Origin of the sequence: Falsiporphyromonas endometrii (assembly GCF_042654485.1) — a bacterium.
GTDB classification, from domain to species: Bacteria; Bacteroidota; Bacteroidia; order Bacteroidales; family Porphyromonadaceae; genus Porphyromonas; species Porphyromonas endometrii.
The window spans coordinates 1-18,224 of record NZ_JBHSGO010000189.1 but is presented as its reverse complement, the minus strand read 5'-3'; the positions used below and the strand labels follow the sequence as shown (position 1 = coordinate 18,224).

The 18,224-nt window shown below is 36.9% G+C and carries 18 protein-coding genes and 1 other RNA gene; 18 read left to right on the top strand and 1 reads right to left on the bottom strand.

The window, feature by feature from the left end:
* Positions 1 to 1,142 precede the first annotated feature (1,142 nt).
* From ACFO3G_RS06755 to ACFO3G_RS06705, 11 genes are all read left to right on the top strand, one after another.
* Positions 1,143 to 1,514, top strand: a complete 372-nt coding sequence (locus ACFO3G_RS06755) for a single-stranded DNA-binding protein (protein ID WP_380079227.1) — start codon at positions 1,143 to 1,145, stop codon at positions 1,512 to 1,514.
* Between the two features lie 40 nt (positions 1,515 to 1,554).
* A complete protein-coding gene (locus ACFO3G_RS06750) occupies positions 1,555 to 2,910 on the top strand; it encodes a hemolysin family protein (RefSeq protein ID WP_380079225.1) in 1,356 nt (451 codons plus the stop codon).
* A 17-nt stretch (positions 2,911 to 2,927) separates the two neighbouring features.
* Positions 2,928 to 3,569: a 4'-phosphopantetheinyl transferase superfamily protein gene (locus tag ACFO3G_RS06745; protein WP_380079223.1), complete on the top strand. Its 642-nt coding sequence runs from the start codon at positions 2,928 to 2,930 to the stop codon at positions 3,567 to 3,569.
* 225 nt (positions 3,570 to 3,794) lie between these two features.
* Entirely contained in the window at positions 3,795 to 5,585 is a 1,791-nt protein-coding gene (gene argS / locus ACFO3G_RS06740; RefSeq protein WP_380079221.1) for an arginine--tRNA ligase, read from the top strand.
* 13 nt (positions 5,586 to 5,598) lie between these two features.
* Positions 5,599 to 6,765 carry a tRNA 2-thiouridine(34) synthase MnmA gene (mnmA, locus tag ACFO3G_RS06735; RefSeq protein WP_380079219.1) on the top strand — a complete coding sequence of 389 codons (1,167 nt, stop codon included), beginning with the start codon at positions 5,599 to 5,601 and terminating at the stop codon, positions 6,763 to 6,765.
* Positions 6,766 to 6,775: 10 nt separating this feature from the next.
* On the top strand, positions 6,776 to 7,351 hold the full coding sequence (locus ACFO3G_RS06730; RefSeq protein WP_380079217.1) for a hypothetical protein: 576 nt from the start codon (positions 6,776 to 6,778) through the stop codon (positions 7,349 to 7,351).
* Positions 7,352 to 7,390: 39 nt separating this feature from the next.
* The gene (locus ACFO3G_RS06725; protein WP_380079215.1) at positions 7,391 to 7,861 is read left to right on the top strand and encodes an alanyl-tRNA editing protein; all 471 of its coding nucleotides are present in this window, start codon (positions 7,391 to 7,393) and stop codon (positions 7,859 to 7,861) included.
* Positions 7,862 to 7,931: 70 nt separating this feature from the next.
* Positions 7,932 to 9,062, top strand: a complete 1,131-nt coding sequence (gene tgt, locus ACFO3G_RS06720; RefSeq protein WP_380079213.1) for a tRNA guanosine(34) transglycosylase Tgt — start codon at positions 7,932 to 7,934, stop codon at positions 9,060 to 9,062.
* 240 nt (positions 9,063 to 9,302) lie between these two features.
* Complete coding sequence (locus tag ACFO3G_RS06715; RefSeq protein ID WP_380079211.1) at positions 9,303 to 10,418, top strand: LptF/LptG family permease; 1,116 nt, start codon at positions 9,303 to 9,305, stop codon at positions 10,416 to 10,418.
* 18 nt (positions 10,419 to 10,436) lie between these two features.
* A complete protein-coding gene (smpB, locus tag ACFO3G_RS06710; RefSeq protein ID WP_380079209.1) occupies positions 10,437 to 10,904 on the top strand; it encodes an SsrA-binding protein SmpB in 468 nt (155 codons plus the stop codon).
* A gap of 186 nt (positions 10,905 to 11,090) precedes the next feature.
* Complete coding sequence (locus tag ACFO3G_RS06705; protein WP_380079207.1) at positions 11,091 to 11,345, top strand: hypothetical protein; 255 nt, start codon at positions 11,091 to 11,093, stop codon at positions 11,343 to 11,345.
* A 612-nt stretch (positions 11,346 to 11,957) separates the two neighbouring features.
* Here ACFO3G_RS06705 and ACFO3G_RS06700 read toward each other — a convergent pair.
* Positions 11,958 to 12,227 carry a hypothetical protein gene (locus tag ACFO3G_RS06700; protein WP_380079205.1) on the bottom strand — a complete coding sequence of 90 codons (270 nt, stop codon included), beginning with the start codon at positions 12,225 to 12,227 and terminating at the stop codon, positions 11,958 to 11,960.
* Positions 12,228 to 12,511: 284 nt separating this feature from the next.
* Between ACFO3G_RS06700 and ACFO3G_RS06695 the strand changes: the two genes are divergently transcribed.
* The 7 genes from ACFO3G_RS06695 (at position 12,512) to ACFO3G_RS06665 (ending at position 18,143) form a co-directional block, all read left to right on the top strand.
* Positions 12,512 to 12,691 (top strand): hypothetical protein, encoded by a 180-nt coding sequence (locus tag ACFO3G_RS06695; protein WP_380079203.1) that lies wholly within the window; start codon positions 12,512 to 12,514, stop codon positions 12,689 to 12,691.
* Positions 12,692 to 12,801: 110 nt separating this feature from the next.
* Positions 12,802 to 15,090 (top strand): TonB-dependent receptor, encoded by a 2,289-nt coding sequence (locus ACFO3G_RS06690; RefSeq protein WP_380079201.1) that lies wholly within the window; start codon positions 12,802 to 12,804, stop codon positions 15,088 to 15,090.
* A 283-nt stretch (positions 15,091 to 15,373) separates the two neighbouring features.
* Positions 15,374 to 15,780: a transfer-messenger RNA gene (gene ssrA / locus ACFO3G_RS06685) on the top strand.
* Between the two features lie 304 nt (positions 15,781 to 16,084).
* Complete coding sequence (locus ACFO3G_RS06680; protein ID WP_380079199.1) at positions 16,085 to 16,264, top strand: hypothetical protein; 180 nt, start codon at positions 16,085 to 16,087, stop codon at positions 16,262 to 16,264.
* Positions 16,265 to 16,288: 24 nt separating this feature from the next.
* Positions 16,289 to 16,486, top strand: coding sequence for an ADP-ribosylglycohydrolase family protein (locus tag ACFO3G_RS06675; RefSeq protein WP_380079197.1), 198 nt, complete (start codon positions 16,289 to 16,291; stop codon positions 16,484 to 16,486).
* A 294-nt stretch (positions 16,487 to 16,780) separates the two neighbouring features.
* Complete coding sequence (locus ACFO3G_RS06670) at positions 16,781 to 17,545, top strand: metallophosphoesterase (RefSeq protein ID WP_380079195.1); 765 nt, start codon at positions 16,781 to 16,783, stop codon at positions 17,543 to 17,545.
* A 100-nt stretch (positions 17,546 to 17,645) separates the two neighbouring features.
* On the top strand, positions 17,646 to 18,143 hold the full coding sequence (locus ACFO3G_RS06665; RefSeq protein ID WP_380079193.1) for a hypothetical protein: 498 nt from the start codon (positions 17,646 to 17,648) through the stop codon (positions 18,141 to 18,143).
* The last annotated feature ends 81 nt before the right edge of the window (positions 18,144 to 18,224 follow it).

Here is an 18,224-nt window from a genome sequence, read left to right as displayed (position 1 = left end):
TATCCTTCCTCCAACATATGCATGTAACGGAGACGATCATAATAACTATGCTTTCGTCTTTTCTTTTTGTTTGATTCCATAAATAAACCCCAAAAGTTTTGAGTCTAACTTTTGGGGTTCATATCAGTCTATGAATGAATCTACCCTTGTTTTTTTTCAAACAAGTAGTGGTTGCATTTATGGTGTTTAAATGATTTAGCGATGTGTTATAATTTGTGCTCTCACAGTATACATGAAAAAAGCAAGCGCGTAGGTCTACGGGCTTGCTTTCAATGAAAAAATTAAAATACTTACATACGTTTCTCAATACGAATACTAACATACATTCTCTGCATGAAAATACATTGACATACATTCTCTGCATGAAAATACATTGACATACATTTTCTGATTTCTGTCAAATACTTACATACATTTTGTAGTAAAACCACCAACTACAATGTATTGCTTAGATAAGAATGCCACTTAGGACGGACATGGATTTGTCAACATTGAGAAGCACTATAGATAACTTCACGATATATGTTCCAACATATCTTAGTAATCATTATTCCAGCATTCCTATTATTGGTCTGAAGTAATACTTTGATTAACAAAGCATTCACATCTAACGCTTTAGACACTGCAAATGTATCTCTACTAACTATATATGTCAACATGTGTTCTCTATCATGCGATATATAAAATCTATCACATTGATATAATTAATTGAAAATGAATATGTTATTATTATTTAATGTGATATTTAATCTCTTGTTTATTGCATTATCTCGTTGAATTGGTGTGCATTTAGGAGTTGTTGCGTACTTAATTTGTCAAATAGGTAAGCCGTTTGTACAGAATGATAGTAAGATTTAGTGGAAGAATGTTATTAATATTGATAGAAAAGTCACCTCTTAATTGTCAATCATTTGATTTGCTATCCAAATACTTGTTGATAGATGAAGTTAAAATAGGACTTAAGATTAGTATTTGAGCTTTCATTAGTCGAAATTGTTTGATAAGTTGCCAAGACTTTATGCGTATTTATTTTTTATTTTGTTGAAAGCAAGTTATTTTTGTGTCAACAATAATGGGTTTAATCCATTTTATTGTGGATGATAAGTTTGTTATTGTTTTACTCTTCTATTAGTTAGAATATTATGTCGCTGAATAAAGCAATTTTGATAGGCTATGTAGGTAAGGATCCTGAAATCCGTTACTTTGATAAGGAGAATTGCGTTGCACAATTTTCTTTGGCCACCAATGAGCGAGGTTTTACTCTTGCCAATGGTAATGAAATTCCGGATAGAACTGATTGGCATAATATTGTTGCTTTTGGAGAGCATGCTAAATTTGCAGAGAAGTGGATCGAAAAAGGAATGCCACTTCATGTTGAAGGCAAGATTCGTTATCGAAGCTATGTCGATAAGCAGAGTATTACGCGATATATTACAGAGATTGTCGCTGATCGTATAAACTTTTTTGATATGGTAACGAAAGATGTGTCAGAAAAAAAGGGAGCATCGGATTGATTGTTGCTTTCAATAATGTTGTTTTTAAACAGAATTGATTTTGGACTATTTTACGTCTTTTATAGATATATTCTCTAAAGTACAGGTTAGAGGAATAGAAGGACCCGGAGTAATTGTTGCACTCATCCTTTTTGTTCTTTTGTTGGTAGCTTCCGGCTATATGTCTTCCAGTGAGGTGGCATTCTTTTCGTTATCTCCATCCGATCGTGATTCCATTAAGGATAATGAAGAAGATGAGGATGAGCTGATTTCAGATTTACTCAATCGTCCGGAAGAGCTTTTGGCCACTATCTTGATAGGTAACAATATTGTGAATGTTGGTATTGTAATGCTCAGTACCTATATTGTTGCCAACCTTTTTGACTTTACAAATGCTCCTGTTCTGGGCTTTATTATTCAGACTGTTGTTTTAACTCTAATCCTTCTTTTAGTTGGAGAAATTATTCCTAAAGTTTATGCTCAGATAGCACCATTGAAGATTGCTCGGTTTTCGGCTCCTAAGATGAAGGTTATCCGTTCAATATTGAAACCTTTTTCTAAGTTGCTTGTTCGCTCGATGAATCTTTTTTCTACATCTATTGTGCAGAGTAGTGGTAAGCAAAATGATTTAAGTTTGGATGATTTGTCTAAAGCTGTCTCTTTGTCAACAACAGCATCAGCACTTGAAGAGAAGACTATGATCAGCGAGATTATCAAATTTCATAATAAGACAGCAAGTGAAATTATGGTTCCTCGTATTGAAATGGTCGACATTGATTATTCATGGCCATTTACGAAGATGCTTCATTTTGCTGTCTCTTCCGGCTATTCCCGAATACCTGTGTTTCGTGAGACGGAAGATGATATTTTGGGATTGATATATCTCAAAGATTTGATCCCATACAAGCATATGGGAGATGATTTTACGTGGGCACCCTTGATTAGACCCGCATACTTTATCCCTGAGAATAAGAAAATCGATGACCTCTTAGAAGAATTCCGTGCCAATAAAATTCATATGTCTATTGTCGTAGATGAGTTCGGAGGAACGAGTGGTATTATTACGATGGAGGATATTTTGGAAGAGATTGTTGGCGAGATTACTGATGAGTATGATGAAGAGGAATTCCCGTATACAAGATATGCTGATGGTAGTTATCTTTTTGAAGCGAAAACTTCACTTACGGATGTCAAGAGATATCTGGATTTGGAAGATGATGTTTTTGATCCGGCAGCAGAAGAAGTGGATACTTTGGGTGGATTGATTTTGGAGATTAAGCAAGAGTTGCCTCATCCGGGTGATGAAGTGTGGTACAATGGATGGCATTTTATTGTTGTATCCATGGACAAACGCAGAATATTGGAAGTTAAACTCCAGTATGTCGGTGAAGAGCTTGTACCAGAAGAGTCCAAGTAAGGTTTATTAGCATAAGAATGGACCCTTTTTTTAGTTCTCATACTATTTTTGATATTCCGCATTACAGGTTGATCAATCCGGAAAAGATTGCTTTTAAAAGACCTGACTATTTAAGTTTCGAACGCGAAGAGGTATTGAGGTTACTATCATCTGTTTTTGGATTTAAAGGTTTGATTGAGCTAAAACATCAGCGTAATGGCGCACCATTTTTAGATTGTTTCCCAGATATTAAATTGTCAATAAGTCATTGTAAATCGGCTGTATCTGTTTTGTTGTCAAAAAGCTATCCGTTTGTTGGAATTGATATTGAAGAGATTTCTGAGCGTCCCCTAAGGGTAAGACAAAAATTTATGACAAGGGAAGAGCTTCTTATGTTTGATAGTGAAGATGATAATCTTTGTGGTGATAAACAGAGAATGCGTATTGCTACAGTTATATGGTCTGCCAAAGAGGCTTTGTACAAAGCATATTCATCACATATTCCGACTTTGCAACTTAACAATATAAGATGTAACGAAGATCTATCAAATCGGGAGTTGAATCTCGAGCAAGAGAGCTCTTTATCATTTCAAATAGAGATAGATAATCATAAGTTTGATTCAATGGTTGAAGTAAAGCTAATTGATAACAACCTATTGATTGCCTATATCTTAGCATAAATAAGGAAATCTCTCTGAAATAGATATTTGAGATAGGGTTATAAGACCTTAACTGACAATAAAACCATGGATATCTTTCTCTTTCATTTTGTTTTCTATCCAATTTATAAGCAACTTCTAACTTTACTTTTTTGAGAACTACTTGTTTTCTGTCCAAACTAATGACTTTCCGTCGTAAACTCTTACCTTTGTAGATTAAATGGAAATCGAAAGCATTTTGCAATTATGATAGATATAAACAACTTATTAGCGGGCCGTATTATGGATGCAGTGGAGCATCTTTACGGTCAACGTCCAAATGAGGACCAGATTCAGATACAAAAGACCAGAAAAGAATTTAAGGGACATCTTACAGTAGTGTGTTTCCCTCTGCTTAAGATCTCAAGAAAAAATCCTCAACAGACAGCTGAAGAACTTGGGTCTTACTTGGTCAAAGAGGTTGGAGAAGTATCGGAATATGAGGTTGTCAAAGGTTTTTTGAACCTTACGATCTCTTCAACTGTTTGGGTTGCGCTTCTCAGAGATATTTTGTCTGACGACCAGTTTGGCCGTATTGAGGTTGCTAAGGATGCGCCTCTTGTAATGATTGAGTACTCTTCTCCAAACACTAATAAACCTCTTCATTTGGGCCATGTACGAAACAACTTACTTGGTTTTAGCTTGGCTCAGATTATGGAAGCCGCAGGTTTTAGAGTTGTGAAGACCAATATTGTCAATGACCGAGGAATTCATATCTGTAAATCAATGCTTGCATGGCTTAAGTGGGGCAATGGCGAGACTCCGGAGTCCAGTGGCAAGAAAGGGGACCATTTGGTAGGTGATTACTATGTAGAGTTTGATAAGCATTATAAGGCTGAAGTTGCACAACTTATGCAAGAGGGCAAAACCAAAGAGGAGGCAGAAGCGGCATCTCCACTAATGAAGGAGGCTCGTGAGATGCTTCGTCGTTGGGAAGCTGAAGACCCCGAAGTGCGTTCACTTTGGAATAAAATGAATACATGGGTTTATGCCGGTTTTGATGAAACATACAAACGTATGGGGGTTGGCTTTGATAAGATCTATTATGAGAGCAATACCTATCTTGTCGGTAAAGAAGAGGTCCTTAGGGGATTAGATGAAGGTCTGTTTGTAAAGGATCCGGATGGCTCAGTGTGGGCTGACCTTACTTCAGAGGGTCTTGACCGTAAGATCCTCCTTCGTGCAGATGGTACTTCGGTGTATATGACTCAAGATATTGGTACAGCCAAGATGCGTTTTGAGGATTATCCAATAAATAAGATGGTATATGTGGTTGGTAATGAGCAGGATTATCACTTCAAGGTGCTTAGTATTCTTTTGGATAAGCTTGGATTTGCTTTTGGCAAAGGGCTTACACACTTTAGCTATGGTATGGTGGAGCTTCCCGAAGGTAAGATGAAAAGCCGAGAGGGTACAGTCGTAGATGCCGACGATCTTATGGATGAGATGATCGAAAATGCTGCTCAGCTGGCTCGTGAGAATGGCAAGGCGGGTGACATGACGGATCAAGAAGCTATGGAAGTGGCTCGCAAAGTGGGTTTAGGAGCTCTTAAGTACTTTATTCTTAAGGTAGACCCTCGCAAAAATATGACCTTCAATCCAAAAGAGAGCATTGACTTCAATGGCAATACAGCTTCGTTTATTCAATATGCTTATGCTCGTGTTTGTTCATTGGTAGGCAAGGCAGAATGTGATGCTGAAACAATAGATTTTGCTTCCGACATTACATTGCAACCCAAGGAAGAAAGTTTGGTACAGATGATAAGTGAGTATCCTGCTGTGATGGTAGAGGCTGCAAAGAATTATTCTCCCGCTCTTATTGCTAATTATTGCTATGATCTTGTGAAGGAGTATAATCAGTTTTATCATGACTTCTCCATATTGAAGGAGGAGAACAAAGATTTGAGGGCTTTCCGTATACAGCTTAGCCGCGCCTTCGCTCGTACGATCAGAATTGGTATGGGACTTTTGGGTATTGAGATGCCTGAAAGAATGTAAGGAAGAGATTTAGATGATACAAAATAGATTAGAAGATATTCTCAAATCGGGTAAGCAACCCACAGTAGCCGCTCTTGTCAGTGGTGGGGTGGACAGCTCGGTGGTAGTTCATAAACTTGTTGAAGCAGGCATTAGACCAACCATTTTTTATATTCGCATAGGAATGCAGGATGAGGATGGTTTTGTCGATTGTCCGGCAGAAGAAGATATTGAGCTAACCACTTTGCTTGCGCGTAAGTATGACCTTCCGATGCAGGTGGTGTCGCTTCACGAGGAGTATTGGGATAAGGTGGTCTCTTATACGATCGAAACCGTTCGCAAAGGTTTGACTCCAAATCCGGATATGATGTGTAACAAGTTGATCAAATTTGGGTGTTTCGAAGAGAAGTATGGCCATAACTTTGATTACATAGCGACCGGACATTATGCAACGACCTATACTGATGATGGTATTACATACCTTGGTACTGCCAAAGACCCTGTGAAGGATCAGACTGACTTCTTGGCACAAATCAATTTTAAGCAGATCAGCAAGCTTCTTTTCCCTATTGGTCATCTTGATAAGTCTGAAGTCAGAGAGATAGCCAAGGATGCAAAAATCCCTTCGGCCATGCGAAAAGACAGTCAGGGAATATGCTTCTTGGGCAAGGTTAATTATAATGACTTTATCAAAAGATATCTTGGTGAAAAACCCGGACGCATCATTGATCGTGAGACCGGTAAAACGATAGGAACGCATAAGGGATATTGGTTTCACACGATTGGTCAGCGCAAAGGGCTTGGACTAAGTGGCGGACCTTGGTTTGTGGTCAAAAAAGATGTTAAGAGGAATATTTTGCTTGTCAGCAGAGGTTACGACCCAAAAGAGCAGTATGGTCATATCATAGAGATGAAAGAGTTTAACTTTATCTCCGGAAAGGTTGGGCTCTGGTCCAAAGAAGACGAGGCTAAGTTGTTTGATTTGGAAAAGCATAAGGAACTTCCAAAAGTGAAGATTACTTTCAAGGTGAGACATACTCCGGAGTTTACTACCGGTCTTTTGGAACCTATGGGCGATAAGGGCTTTCGAATCATAAGTGATGAGCCGATTCAAGGGATTGCCCCCGGACAATATGCCTCAGTATACGATACGGAACATATGATTTGCTACGGAAGTGGCATGATTACAAAAGGAAAATAAGAAAGGAAAGATGATGAAAAGAAAATCAATCTTAACCACACTATTGCTTATTGGTTGTCTCTTCACAGCCAGTGCACAGTTTGGTGCTTATCGAAAAGGATTTGAACTTGGAGGTTCTTTTGGAATGAATAGTGGCAATGGTAATATCTATACCTTATCTATGATCAATGGAGCGAATGTATCTCCATATGTTTTCTTAGGTACAGGTGTCGGGATAGGACTTTTTACTTCATCATCTACCAGCAATTCGGATGACTCATACTCCAAAAGTGAAGAGGTGATGCCCATTCCTGTATTTGGAGTCTTACAAGTCAATTTTGGAGAACCTCAAAAAAATGTCAGACCATTTATCAGATTAGATGGCGGTTATACTTTCAATGCGAGTAGCAATGGTGGCACAAAGTTTGGTTTTATGCTTAATCCACAATTGGGTGTGCAATTTACAACAGGCTATCTTGGTGTTTACGCATCTGTCGGATTTAATATGCAAAACCATGAGTACCAAATTATTAGAGTGAATGGGCCGCAATATAAAGACTCGGAGTACCTTAAGGCTATCAGTCTTAAAGTCGGATTGCAATTCTGATCGAAGCTCTTATCTAATCATTATTAGCAAATTGAAGTAATGGAATCACCTATCTTAAACGAACATAATAAACAAGAATACCCTCCAATGCATACGGCAGAGCATATTGTCAATAGGACAATGATCAATCTCTTTGGGTGCGGTAGATCTGTCTCAGCTCACATTGAGAAGAAAAAAAGTAAGATGGATTTTGCTCTTCCAAAGGAACCTTCAGCCGAAATGATCCAAAAAATTGAAGATACAGTCAATGAGGTTATCTCAAGAAATATGGATGTCTCTCATGAGTTTATTACCATAGAGGAGGCAGAAGGCAGGATTCCTACCGATCGTCTTCCGGAGAATGCTTCTGACACAGTGAGAATAGTCAAAGTGGGGGACTATGATGAATGTCTATGCATTGGACTTCATGTCAAAAATACATCTGAAATTGGAACTTTTAAGATCTCAAGTTCTGATTATAAGGATGGTATATTGAGGATTCGATTTAAGCTTTTGAATACAAATTGTTAAGAGTTACAGAGCTATCTCTCAAAAGAGACAACAAAGTAACACATAGCTTGTTATAGATTACATAAATAGAATGAAATATAAAGTAGAGCATAATTGTAGCACTACGGCAGCAAGAGCCGGACTTATTACGACAGATCATGGCGAGATACCTACACCGATATTTATGCCGGTAGGTACTGTCGGTTCGGTCAAAGCTGTGGAAATGTCGGTATTAGAAAGAGACATCAATGCCAAGATTATCCTTGGTAATACTTATCACCTGTATCTCAGGCCGGGGCTGGATATTTTAAGAAAAGCCGGAGGACTTCATAAGTTTGGTACATGGTCGAGACCTATCCTGACAGACAGTGGTGGATTTCAGGTGTTTAGTCTTGCTGAACGGCGAAAGATAACGGAGGAGGGTGTCTATTTTTCCAGCCATATTGATGGTTCTAAGCATTTGTTTTCTCCTGAACGAGTAATGGATATCGAGCGTGTCATTGGTGCTGATATCATCATGGCTTTTGATGAGTGTTGCCCGGGTGATGCCGATTACAACTATGCCAAAAAGTCTTTGGATCTTACTGAGCGTTGGCTCGATAGATGTGTCAAAAGGATTGGAGAGACAGAGCCTTTGTATGGTTATCATCAAAGTCTGTTCCCAATAGTGCAAGGATGTGTCTATCCCGATTTGCGTAAAAGAGCTGCAGAGAAGATAGCCGAGATTGGTGCTGATGGCAATGCTATTGGAGGACTTGCTGTGGGTGAGCCGACAGAGAAAATGTATGAGATGATAGAGCTTACCAATGAGATTTTACCTAAGGATAAACCTCGCTATCTCATGGGAGTCGGTACACCTGTCAATATATTGGAAGGAATAGCAAGAGGGGTGGATATGTTTGATTGTATCATGCCTTCAAGAGATGGACGTAATGCTAAACTTTTTACATGGCAGGGAACGATCAATATGAGGAATGCCAAGTGGGCAAACGATTTTGGTTGTATTGACCCTATGGGTACCTCTTTTGTTGACCAAAGGTATAGTAAGGCCTATCTTCATCACCTGTTTAAAGCAGGAGAGATATTGGCTTTGGAGATTGCATCAATACACAATCTTGCTTTCTATCTTGACCTTGTCACAACGGCTCGTAAGCATATTATTGATGGCGACTTTGGAACATGGTATCCGGAAGTAGTAAAAGATTTAGGAAGAAGAATATAAGTTTAAAGTAATAGCGAAGAGGGTAGTATCAAGCAGATCTAAAAATGCTGCTTGGATGCCTCTCGTGATGCTTTGAAAGAGATTTGTACTTATTGCTATTAGTCCAAAACAACCTCCAAGCGTAGTCATTTTCATATATAGACTGTGTTTCTGCAGGTACATAAAGAGATAGCCAATAGTGATGACAACAATCAGATTATGGCTTAAGTATTAAAGCAGCGTAATAAAACAACTTCTCAAATGAAGACAAAACTCAAACGAAGTAAGACTCCAATTCTAAAAAAGTTGGATATATACATTATTAAGAAGTTCTTAGGGACCTATTTTTTCTCGATCTTCTTGATTATAACGGTGGCTGTTGTCTTTGATATCAACGAGAAAATCGGTTATTTCTTGCAACCGGAGGTGACTCTTCATGATATTATCTTTAAATATTATCTCAACTTCATCCCTTACTACGCAAATCTATTTAGTCCCCTCTTTACATTTATCGCAGTTATCTTTTTTACATCCAATTTAGCTGCAAAGTCGGAGATTATAGCTATGCTATCGACCGGAATAAGTTTCAAGAGGCTTTTGAGACCGTATATGATTTCTGCGGCATTTTTGGCTTTGCTGACTTTTACTCTCAATAGTTTTATTATACCACCTTCCAGTAAGATTATGATGGACTATACCAATCAACACCTTAGAAAGAAGAGTCATAAGGTCACTTATGCCGAGAGTGTACAGATGGAGGTTAAGAAAAATGTGTTCGTATATTTGGGATCATACGCAGAAGATGTCAATCAAGGTTATCAGTTTTCGCTCGAAAGGTTCAATGGCAATGCTCTTAAGTCACGGTTAACAGCAGAAATGCTGGAGTATTCCGGTAATGGCAAATGGAAACTACATAATTGGGTTGATATGTCTTTCAAAAACAATCGAGAAACTGTAAAAACAGGCGAAACAATGGACACCCTAATCAATTTGAAGCCCTCAGACTTCTTAATTGGAATGGACGATGTGCAAACAATGACTACGCCACAGCTGTATCAGTATATTGAAAGACAGAAGGCGAGAGGGTTGGGAACTGCATCCTTGTTTGAAATAGAACTTCATAAGAGGATAGCGTCCATTATGACCGCATTTATTTTGACCATTATAGGTGTTTCGCTCAGTGCCAGAAAGAAGAAAAATGGAATGGGATTTAATATTGCTTTGGGCCTTGGATTGAGTTTTGGATACATCATGTTTATGACCATGACAAGTACCTTTGCAGCAACAGGAACTATGTCTCCTTGGTTTGCTGCCTGGATTCCAAACTTTGTCTTTATCTTGATTGCATTATATTTGTATAAGAAAGCTCCGAGATAAAGCTTTAAAACATTTGTTATGAAAAAGATTAAATCAAACAATATACAGATCAAAAATAAAAGAGCAACCTTTGATTATGAGATTCTCGATACCTTCACGGCAGGAATGGTCTTGCAAGGAACGGAAATCAAGAGCATAAGGACAGGAAAGGCAAGCCTTGTCGATTCTTTTTGTCTGTTTTTTGGATCAGAGTTATGGGCTAAAAATATGTATATCGCACCTTATGAGTATGGGTCATACAATAACCATATAGAACGAAGAGATCGAAAATTATTGCTCAATAAAAAAGAACTTCATGATCTTCAAGAGGCTGTCAAAACACCGGGTGTGACGATTGTCCCTCTCAAACTCTTTATAAATGATAGAGGTTTGGCAAAGCTAAATGTAGCTCTGGTGAGAGGTAAAAAACAATATGACAAAAGGGCTGCACTCAAAGAAAGGGATGATAAACGAGAAATGCAAAGAGCTTTTTATAAGAGCTATTAATATCAATAGATCATCTCAAAAACAATTTATCACTATCGTTTGAATGCTATTTATATTTCATTCAAACGATTTTTATTTCTCCGATTATATAGAAGTAACCATCAAAATAGGATAAGAAATATGGTTAATGGGTTCAAAATTATCACTCTTTGTGGTAGTACAAGGTTCAAAACTCAATTTATAGAGATGCAAAAGAAATTGAGCTTAAAAGGATATATCGTAATTTCAGTAGGACTTTTCGGACATTCAGGTGATAATGAAGTATGGCAAGACGGAATCAAAGAAATGCTTGACAAGCAACATTTGGCCAAAATAGATTTATCGGACGAAATCTTTGTTATTAATCCGGGAGGATATATTGGACAAAGTACATCGAAGGAAATAAAGTACGCCAAAGAAAAAGGAAAGAAAATACATTATTTGGAGAATCCGACAGAATAGCTTCTTCGTTGCTAATCAAAAAATAGCTTTCGGTGATTTGGATTGAAGAACTTTTTGATCACCCAATATTAACCTGTATCTATATATTTCTATTGTGAACTTAGGACTATTTATAAGTCATTTTCCATAACAAAGGAGTGTTTTAAGTAAAATATAAGCCCACCTTTTTGCTTAAAATAGTTGTTGATTGTATAAATAATGTAAAGTATCTGTGTGCTGTTTTTTGCTTTAAAACAGCAGATTATTGGTATCAAAAAGGCTTTTTATCTTTCAAAAAATAGATGGAAGCAGATTAATTGGTATGGTAATATGTTAAATTGTATATAACACGTCATGGAAACAATCTCTCGTCGACTAAAAAACAGCTTTCAGGCGGCCTTTTTTGGAAGGTCGCGCGACTTGCAATCCATTCTCGCGCTACCTTGAAAGTAAACTCGCGCGAGGTTGCACTTGAAGCAGCGCGACTTCGCATGTCAAGGTCGCGCGAGATCAGATCCAAAGTCGCGCGAGAACAGATTGCATCTCGCGTGATCTTATTTGTTAAAATAGCGCATAAAAAAGCCCGTTTTGTACTAATAAAACGGGCAAATTTGGCAAGAAGGTCAGGTGACCCTAACTCTCTGATTTAAGATTTTGCGGTTGAATTAAGATGTTTTGAGAGCCTTTTTGATTATTAGTCTCTTTAGATTTATTTAACATATAAGGCCCTTTCATTATGAGCTTCGCAGCCCAATGAGAAGGACTATTCAAAAGATTGTATTTGATATCTAAGAAGTCATTGATGTGTCCCCTTTGACTAAGGCATATCTTACTTGCAAAGAGGATTGTTCTGCTAAGCGGAACAATCATTAAAAGTATTGTAAGTAATATGCTTATCGTCATGGTTATTATTCTTTTATGTGGACCAATATACTAAAAAGAATACTCTTTTGCAATGACTATTCTAACGCTTTCTTCGCTATAAAAGTGCCTATGAGATCTAATCTATCTCCGAAAAAGCAATAATGTGTGTTGTTTTAGAATTAGATGGATGAAATAAAAAGATAGTAAATCGTCCCTTGTTTCTTTTTCTTCTTGCATACTTGTAGTGAAAACTTGATAAAACGTCACAAATAAAAGTAGTGTTAATACAAATTAAATTATTTATATTTGCAATATATGATACGATGATTTTGTGTGTAAAATTGGATAGATCCAGCTTAGCGGAGTCTTTTGTTCCTACATCGTTTGGAACTCAAGATACTTTGTTGGAAGCGGATTTGCTGATAGCAGCAGAGAATAATATTCAGACAAAAGTCGCTATCTCATTGACTTTGCCGGTATCACTGAAAAAGAAGTCCATGTAAGAATCTATGATTTGTTCTTTTTGCGTAAAATCTTATAGAAGATAATTCGATTATATGCTTGATCCGGGATGTTTCAATGGTTCTTGCTATAAATATAATTCTGTAGAACAATGAAAAAGTTAAAACTATTTATCTGCCTTTTGATGTTTGCGTGCATAAAGATGTCTGCTCAGAAACAAGTTATAGTACATGGATTGGTTACAGATTCTCTAAAGAAAGGTATCGAATTTGTAAGTATCTCATTACTGCGAGATAATAATACATTAATTGAAGGCGGAATAACAGATTCTTCCGGGCATTTTTCTATAAGTATATCTAATCAAACACTTCCGGAAAATTTTATTGTAAAAGCTTCTTGTGTTGGTTTTGAAACCTATACAAGAAACCATACATCTCCAGATATAGGTACTATTATACTACAAGAAAACCGTTTTAACTTGTCAGAGCTTGTTGTGCGTCCAGAGGAATTACAAGACTTTATGGATCACAAATCTTTTAGATTTGATGCAAAAAAACTGTCTCTTTTTAGCAATACCCTCGATGCAACATCTCTAATTCCAACTATAAGTTTAGACTTTAATCAAAAACTTCAATCTATAGATGGTCGGAAAGTGAAAATTTTGATTAATGGAGTTAATGCAACAGAATATGACCTGATGGCATTGCCACCAAAATTGATCTCAAGAATAGATTATTATGAAGATCCGCCAGCTCGTTTTGCTCGATATGGCGTCGGAGCCCTTATTAATATTGTAACGGTCAAGAGTATTACCGGGGGGACTGTTTTTGTGAATGCCGGCAATGCTGTCACTATCGCCAGTGGAGATAATCAAGTTAATTTTACTTACAACCTTAATAAGGTGAGGTTAACTGCTGATTTTAGCAACTTGTACCGTCGTAGTAGGTCTTTTGAAGATGAAACGATTAACTACACATTCCGAGGAAATGAATACAATCAAGAAAGGGAAGGGTTGCCTTCTCCATTCAAATGGGATTTAAATGGAGGTAAAATTGGAATTACTTATGCTGATCCCGGCAAGCATCAATTGAGCGCAACTCTTCGAGGCGAAAGACACGATAGAGATAAAAGCGTTTCTCAAAATCTATCGGACGCTACCTTATCTCAGCAAATAAACAAAACAACAAGGGACAAATATAAATTGTATTCTATAGACTTGTATGGAGAAAAAATGTTTGGTAAATCAAGTCAACTCCTTTTAAACGTCATAGGGACAGCGTATGATACACAATTAACATCCTCCTATAGAGATGCTGATTTTTCAAATGATTTGTTGGTTGAAGGGAACAAGTACTCCTTAATAACGGATGCCCAATATCAATATCGCACAAAGAATATTGTTTTAAATGTTGGCTTCAATGATTTTATTGAGCATAACAAGCAAATAATATATACTGATACAGAGCATGAAGACAATACATATAGACATACTCTGAGAGCCTTTACGGATTTCTCCTTTCAAAAAGGAAAAATCAACTATTACCTTAGTTTAGGATTAAGTTATGGTTATTTTTCCAACCCCAACATTGAGAATTCTCTTTCTACATTAGATTTCACACCAAAGTTTCGTGTATCATGGAATCCGACAAAGAAGTGCTCAATGTTTACCTATATTCTAAGACAAACGATTAATCCGGGTATTTCTCTACTTAGTAAAACTCCTGTGATATTTGCTCCCGAATATGTTTATGTGGGAAATCCCAAATTGACTTCCTATAAACAGAATACATTTTTGATTGGAGGGTATTTCTCCTCAAATTATGCTACTACGGCTTGGAATCTTTTTTATAAGCATTCACCTCATGCCTTTGTCCCATTTTTTATGGATACGGAAGACTACATTGCTCAATCCTATGACAATATATCCCTATTACAGAAAATTGGGATGGTGGGGAAGATTAATGTAATGCCATTGGGTAACCCAAAGGTGGTACTATCACTTACTGGTGCTTTTTATTGGGATAACATGAAGTCAAATGGTCTAAATTGGAACTTTTCGTCTTTTAGATTTATACCTGAACTATCATTTAATTTTCAAAGATGGAATGCAAAAATATTCTATCAGACTCCTTTAAAAAGCATTACCGGGCAGCTTATTCAAAAACATCCACAAGCAAGTTTCATAGAGGCAAATTATCGTACTAAGTTTGGATTGTCTTTAGGAGGTGGCATAAAGTATTTATTCATGAAAGAATATAGTGATGGCAAGTCGACGCACCCTAAAGCTATTTTGCAGATGGAGACATGGAATAAGACTACAGGATATGCAAACATGGTATATTTAAAAGTGAGTTATGTTTTTAATTTTGGAAAGAGTCCAAAGAAAGCAGAACAAAAGATAAAAAACTACGATAACGATTCTGGTATTTTAGTTCAATAATAGTTTTATTGGATCACAAAGGGCATCGATTGTTCCTAAAGAGAAAAGCTTCGTCATGCAAAACAAATCTCCCAAAGTATGGTAAGTAATCCTTTATGTAATGTGAAAATAGTATGAATGATGGTTGCTTTTTGCAATCAATGTCTTATGATTATGCCAATCATATTAAGTATGCGTTGCATAGGGTGGGGGAGATAATATGAATTGGCCGTTTCATTCCCCATAAATAAAGTTCCAAACATACAGATTCAAAGAAATATTACTATCTTTGCTAATCAAAATCGGGGCTGACTGGCTTTGACAGCGTGTAGAACCGGTTTGTAAGCATGTAGTGCTTAGTTGCCTGGCACTATAATCCTAGACTTCAAAAATTTTAGTTGGCGAAAATAATTACGCTCTCGCTGCCTAACCGAAGCACAGTAAGTTAGTTGCTTTATCCCCGCGATAGTCGCAGGGACGAGACGTCACCCGGACACCAATGTCCTGAGGTAATCCGATCCGGTGACGCACGTAAATCGGGGCCTCTGTCAGTCATTCTCTCGGACTGTACAGTGTATTAGAGAGATAGGGGTAAGATCAATGGGTGGTCACTAACCGATCTTATTCCAAACAAATCAGGTGTGAATAAACATGTAGAAAGCGAATTGTTTCCGCGTTTGGACGAGGGTTCAACTCCCTCCAGCTCCACATGAACAGCTTTGTATAGCTTGTTTCAAGAATATTGAATGCCGTAATTCTTAGTGAGTTACGGTATTTTTTTATGATATTCTAAATAGATTGCGCAATCTTGAAGATAGTTCTTGCTTTAGTGGCATTCAAACACCTGAGTAAGCGAACAGTTGTTTTGTATAGTCGTATCATCAGAAGAACATATATGGTATTCACACCCAGAACCTTACAGTAGCTTTGGCAATGGTTCTGCAATGCGTGTATCTCCTTGTGGGGATCTTTCTACAAGACAGGACGTGTTGATGAATGCGATAAAATCAGCCGAATGTACACACACCACCCTGAAGGTATCAAAGTGGCTGAATGTGTTGCTGATTGCATTTATCTTGCAAGAACGAAAAAGGATATTGGGCTTATCATTGAATCTGTAAAAGATGTTTATGGCTACAATATAAACCAAGCGTGTGATGAAATCAGACAGACAAACAGATTTGATGAAACGTGACAAATAATTGTACTACAAGCCATTGTGTGTTTTCTTGAAAGTACAGATTTTGAAAGTGCTATTCGTCTTGCGGTATCAATCGGTGGTGATAGTGCTGCCATTACAGGTAGTATTGCAGAAGCATACTACGGAATACCTAAACATATACAAGTCAAGGCGAGTGGCTATCTCCCCAAAGAGATGCAAGATGTGATAATTAAATTCAAACAGACGTATGGGTAAGAAGGAAGCCCTTTCAATGATGTTACAATGAACATATTTTTGGGTAAGATTTTTAAGAAGTAATATTTTTACTCAATGTCCTAATTCTGACTTTGATTGGCTACTGTAATATCTTGAAATGCTTTATTTATGTTGCAATAGATTCGGGCAGTCGTTTTGAGAAAATATAATGTGGAATGTTTTAAGAGAATCTTTTTGTTTAGAAGTGTATTTCCAGGACATCTGCTCCTATTTTGCATATCTTTTTTATAACATTATTATCTAAATTTATTTTAATACAACTTTTGTATGTGTATGCAATATTTAGATTTGTCTGATCGAGCAGACAGACTTTTTTTCTGTGGTGATATTCATGGAGAGTATTCTTCATTAGTTTATAATCTCACTAAACAACAGATCCGTGATGCTATTGTGGTCGTGGTGGGTGATTGTGGTTTAGGATTTGACGAGTGGAAAGCATACGATTTGAAGTTTAATATCTTGCATGATGAGCTTGAGCAATTGAATACACTTATCCTCTTAGTCAGAGGAAATCACGATGCCCCTCGCTGGTTTAGAGAAAAACTAATCGATTACACCTATGTAAGAGCTTTGCCGGACTACACGGTTATTGGCACAAATGGACATCAGGTCTTATGCGTAGGAGGAGCTGTCTCTCTCGATCGTCAGTTCCGTATTTCTAGTATGAAGTATTATGAGGATTTGGGGAAGAATGTGAGTAAAATTTATTGGGAAGATGAACAGATGTATTTTGATGAAGAAACACTTAAGATGCTTGATGTACAAGGTATTAAGATAGATACTATTGTCACGCATGCGGCTCCATCATTTTACCCTCTTCCTTTTGACAAGGATTATGAGCATTATTGTGCCAATGACAATTCATTGGATGATGAGGTTAGGTCAGAGCGTGACCGCATAAGCCGACTCTATGATTATCTGATTTCACACCATCATCCTGTCCGTAATTGGTTTTTTGGACATTATCATAAGTCCGGACACATTTACATAATGAAACAAAGCTTCGTATGCTTGATATCAAAGAGATCGTATCCATAGACGAATAGTAAAGTATTTTGATTTGACAGTACGAGGATAAGTATAACAAATGAATTCGTTGAGATATTTATTAACTTCGAAAAAATACAAAATAGATATTATGGAAGAACCAAATAGAATTGAATATGATTATACTTTAAATAGTGATAAGCACTTTTTCGGTGGGTATTTTAATTTAGCCTGTAATAATATATGGCTTGTATTAACTGGGTTTGTAGAAGAGTTTGATATAAAAATAGAACCTAAGGATATAAAACTGACCAACTTGAAGTCATATCTTAAGAATAATCTTTCACAGATAGACTTTGAGAAAAGAGCAGATTTTCTCAAGCGATATTTCCCTATTATTGGACTCCTTAAACATTTTTCATTCGACAAGAAGGAGTGTAAATATCAGATATGTAGTTTTATTGATAATTTGGATCTGATTTTTAAAACTATTAATGGTTTAAGGAATTTCTATTCTCACTATTACCACGAACCTTTGAAGCATTCAAGTGATTTATACTCCCTACTTGATAAATTGTTACTTGAAATTATTTATATCGTCAATAAGAACAATACTTCGGTAAATTTTTACCGAAAAATTAAAAGTTAAACAATAGAACTGACAAAAGTCGGTTCGAAAACACTAAAGAGATCATTGAAATGTTGTCAAAACGAATGGTTAAGCATGAAG

Bases quoted from the DNA above. Each gene is read 5' to 3' on its own strand.
- ACFO3G_RS06745 (WP_380079223.1), top strand. From the start codon at position 2,928: ATGGACCCTTTTTTTAGTTCTCATACTATTTTTGATATTCCGCATTAC.
- ACFO3G_RS06700 (WP_380079205.1), bottom strand. From the start codon at position 12,227: ATGACGATAAGCATATTACTTACAATACTTTTAATGATTGTTCCGCTT.
- ACFO3G_RS06695 (WP_380079203.1), top strand. From the start codon at position 12,512: ATGATTTTGTGTGTAAAATTGGATAGATCCAGCTTAGCGGAGTCTTTT.
- argS (WP_380079221.1), top strand. From the start codon at position 3,795: ATGATAGATATAAACAACTTATTAGCGGGCCGTATTATGGATGCAGTG.
- ACFO3G_RS06730 (WP_380079217.1), top strand. From the start codon at position 6,776: ATGATGAAAAGAAAATCAATCTTAACCACACTATTGCTTATTGGTTGT.
- ACFO3G_RS06670 (WP_380079195.1), top strand. From the start codon at position 16,781: ATGCAATATTTAGATTTGTCTGATCGAGCAGACAGACTTTTTTTCTGT.
- ACFO3G_RS06665 (WP_380079193.1), top strand. From the start codon at position 17,646: ATGGAAGAACCAAATAGAATTGAATATGATTATACTTTAAATAGTGAT.
- smpB (WP_380079209.1), top strand. From the start codon at position 10,437: ATGAAAAAGATTAAATCAAACAATATACAGATCAAAAATAAAAGAGCA.
- ACFO3G_RS06680 (WP_380079199.1), top strand. From the start codon at position 16,085: ATGTACACACACCACCCTGAAGGTATCAAAGTGGCTGAATGTGTTGCT.
- ACFO3G_RS06715 (WP_380079211.1), top strand. From the start codon at position 9,303: ATGAAGACAAAACTCAAACGAAGTAAGACTCCAATTCTAAAAAAGTTG.
- ACFO3G_RS06725 (WP_380079215.1), top strand. From the start codon at position 7,391: ATGGAATCACCTATCTTAAACGAACATAATAAACAAGAATACCCTCCA.
- tgt (WP_380079213.1), top strand. From the start codon at position 7,932: ATGAAATATAAAGTAGAGCATAATTGTAGCACTACGGCAGCAAGAGCC.
- ACFO3G_RS06705 (WP_380079207.1), top strand. From the start codon at position 11,091: ATGCAAAAGAAATTGAGCTTAAAAGGATATATCGTAATTTCAGTAGGA.
- ACFO3G_RS06690 (WP_380079201.1), top strand. From the start codon at position 12,802: ATGAAAAAGTTAAAACTATTTATCTGCCTTTTGATGTTTGCGTGCATA.
- ACFO3G_RS06755 (WP_380079227.1), top strand. From the start codon at position 1,143: ATGTCGCTGAATAAAGCAATTTTGATAGGCTATGTAGGTAAGGATCCT.
- mnmA (WP_380079219.1), top strand. From the start codon at position 5,599: ATGATACAAAATAGATTAGAAGATATTCTCAAATCGGGTAAGCAACCC.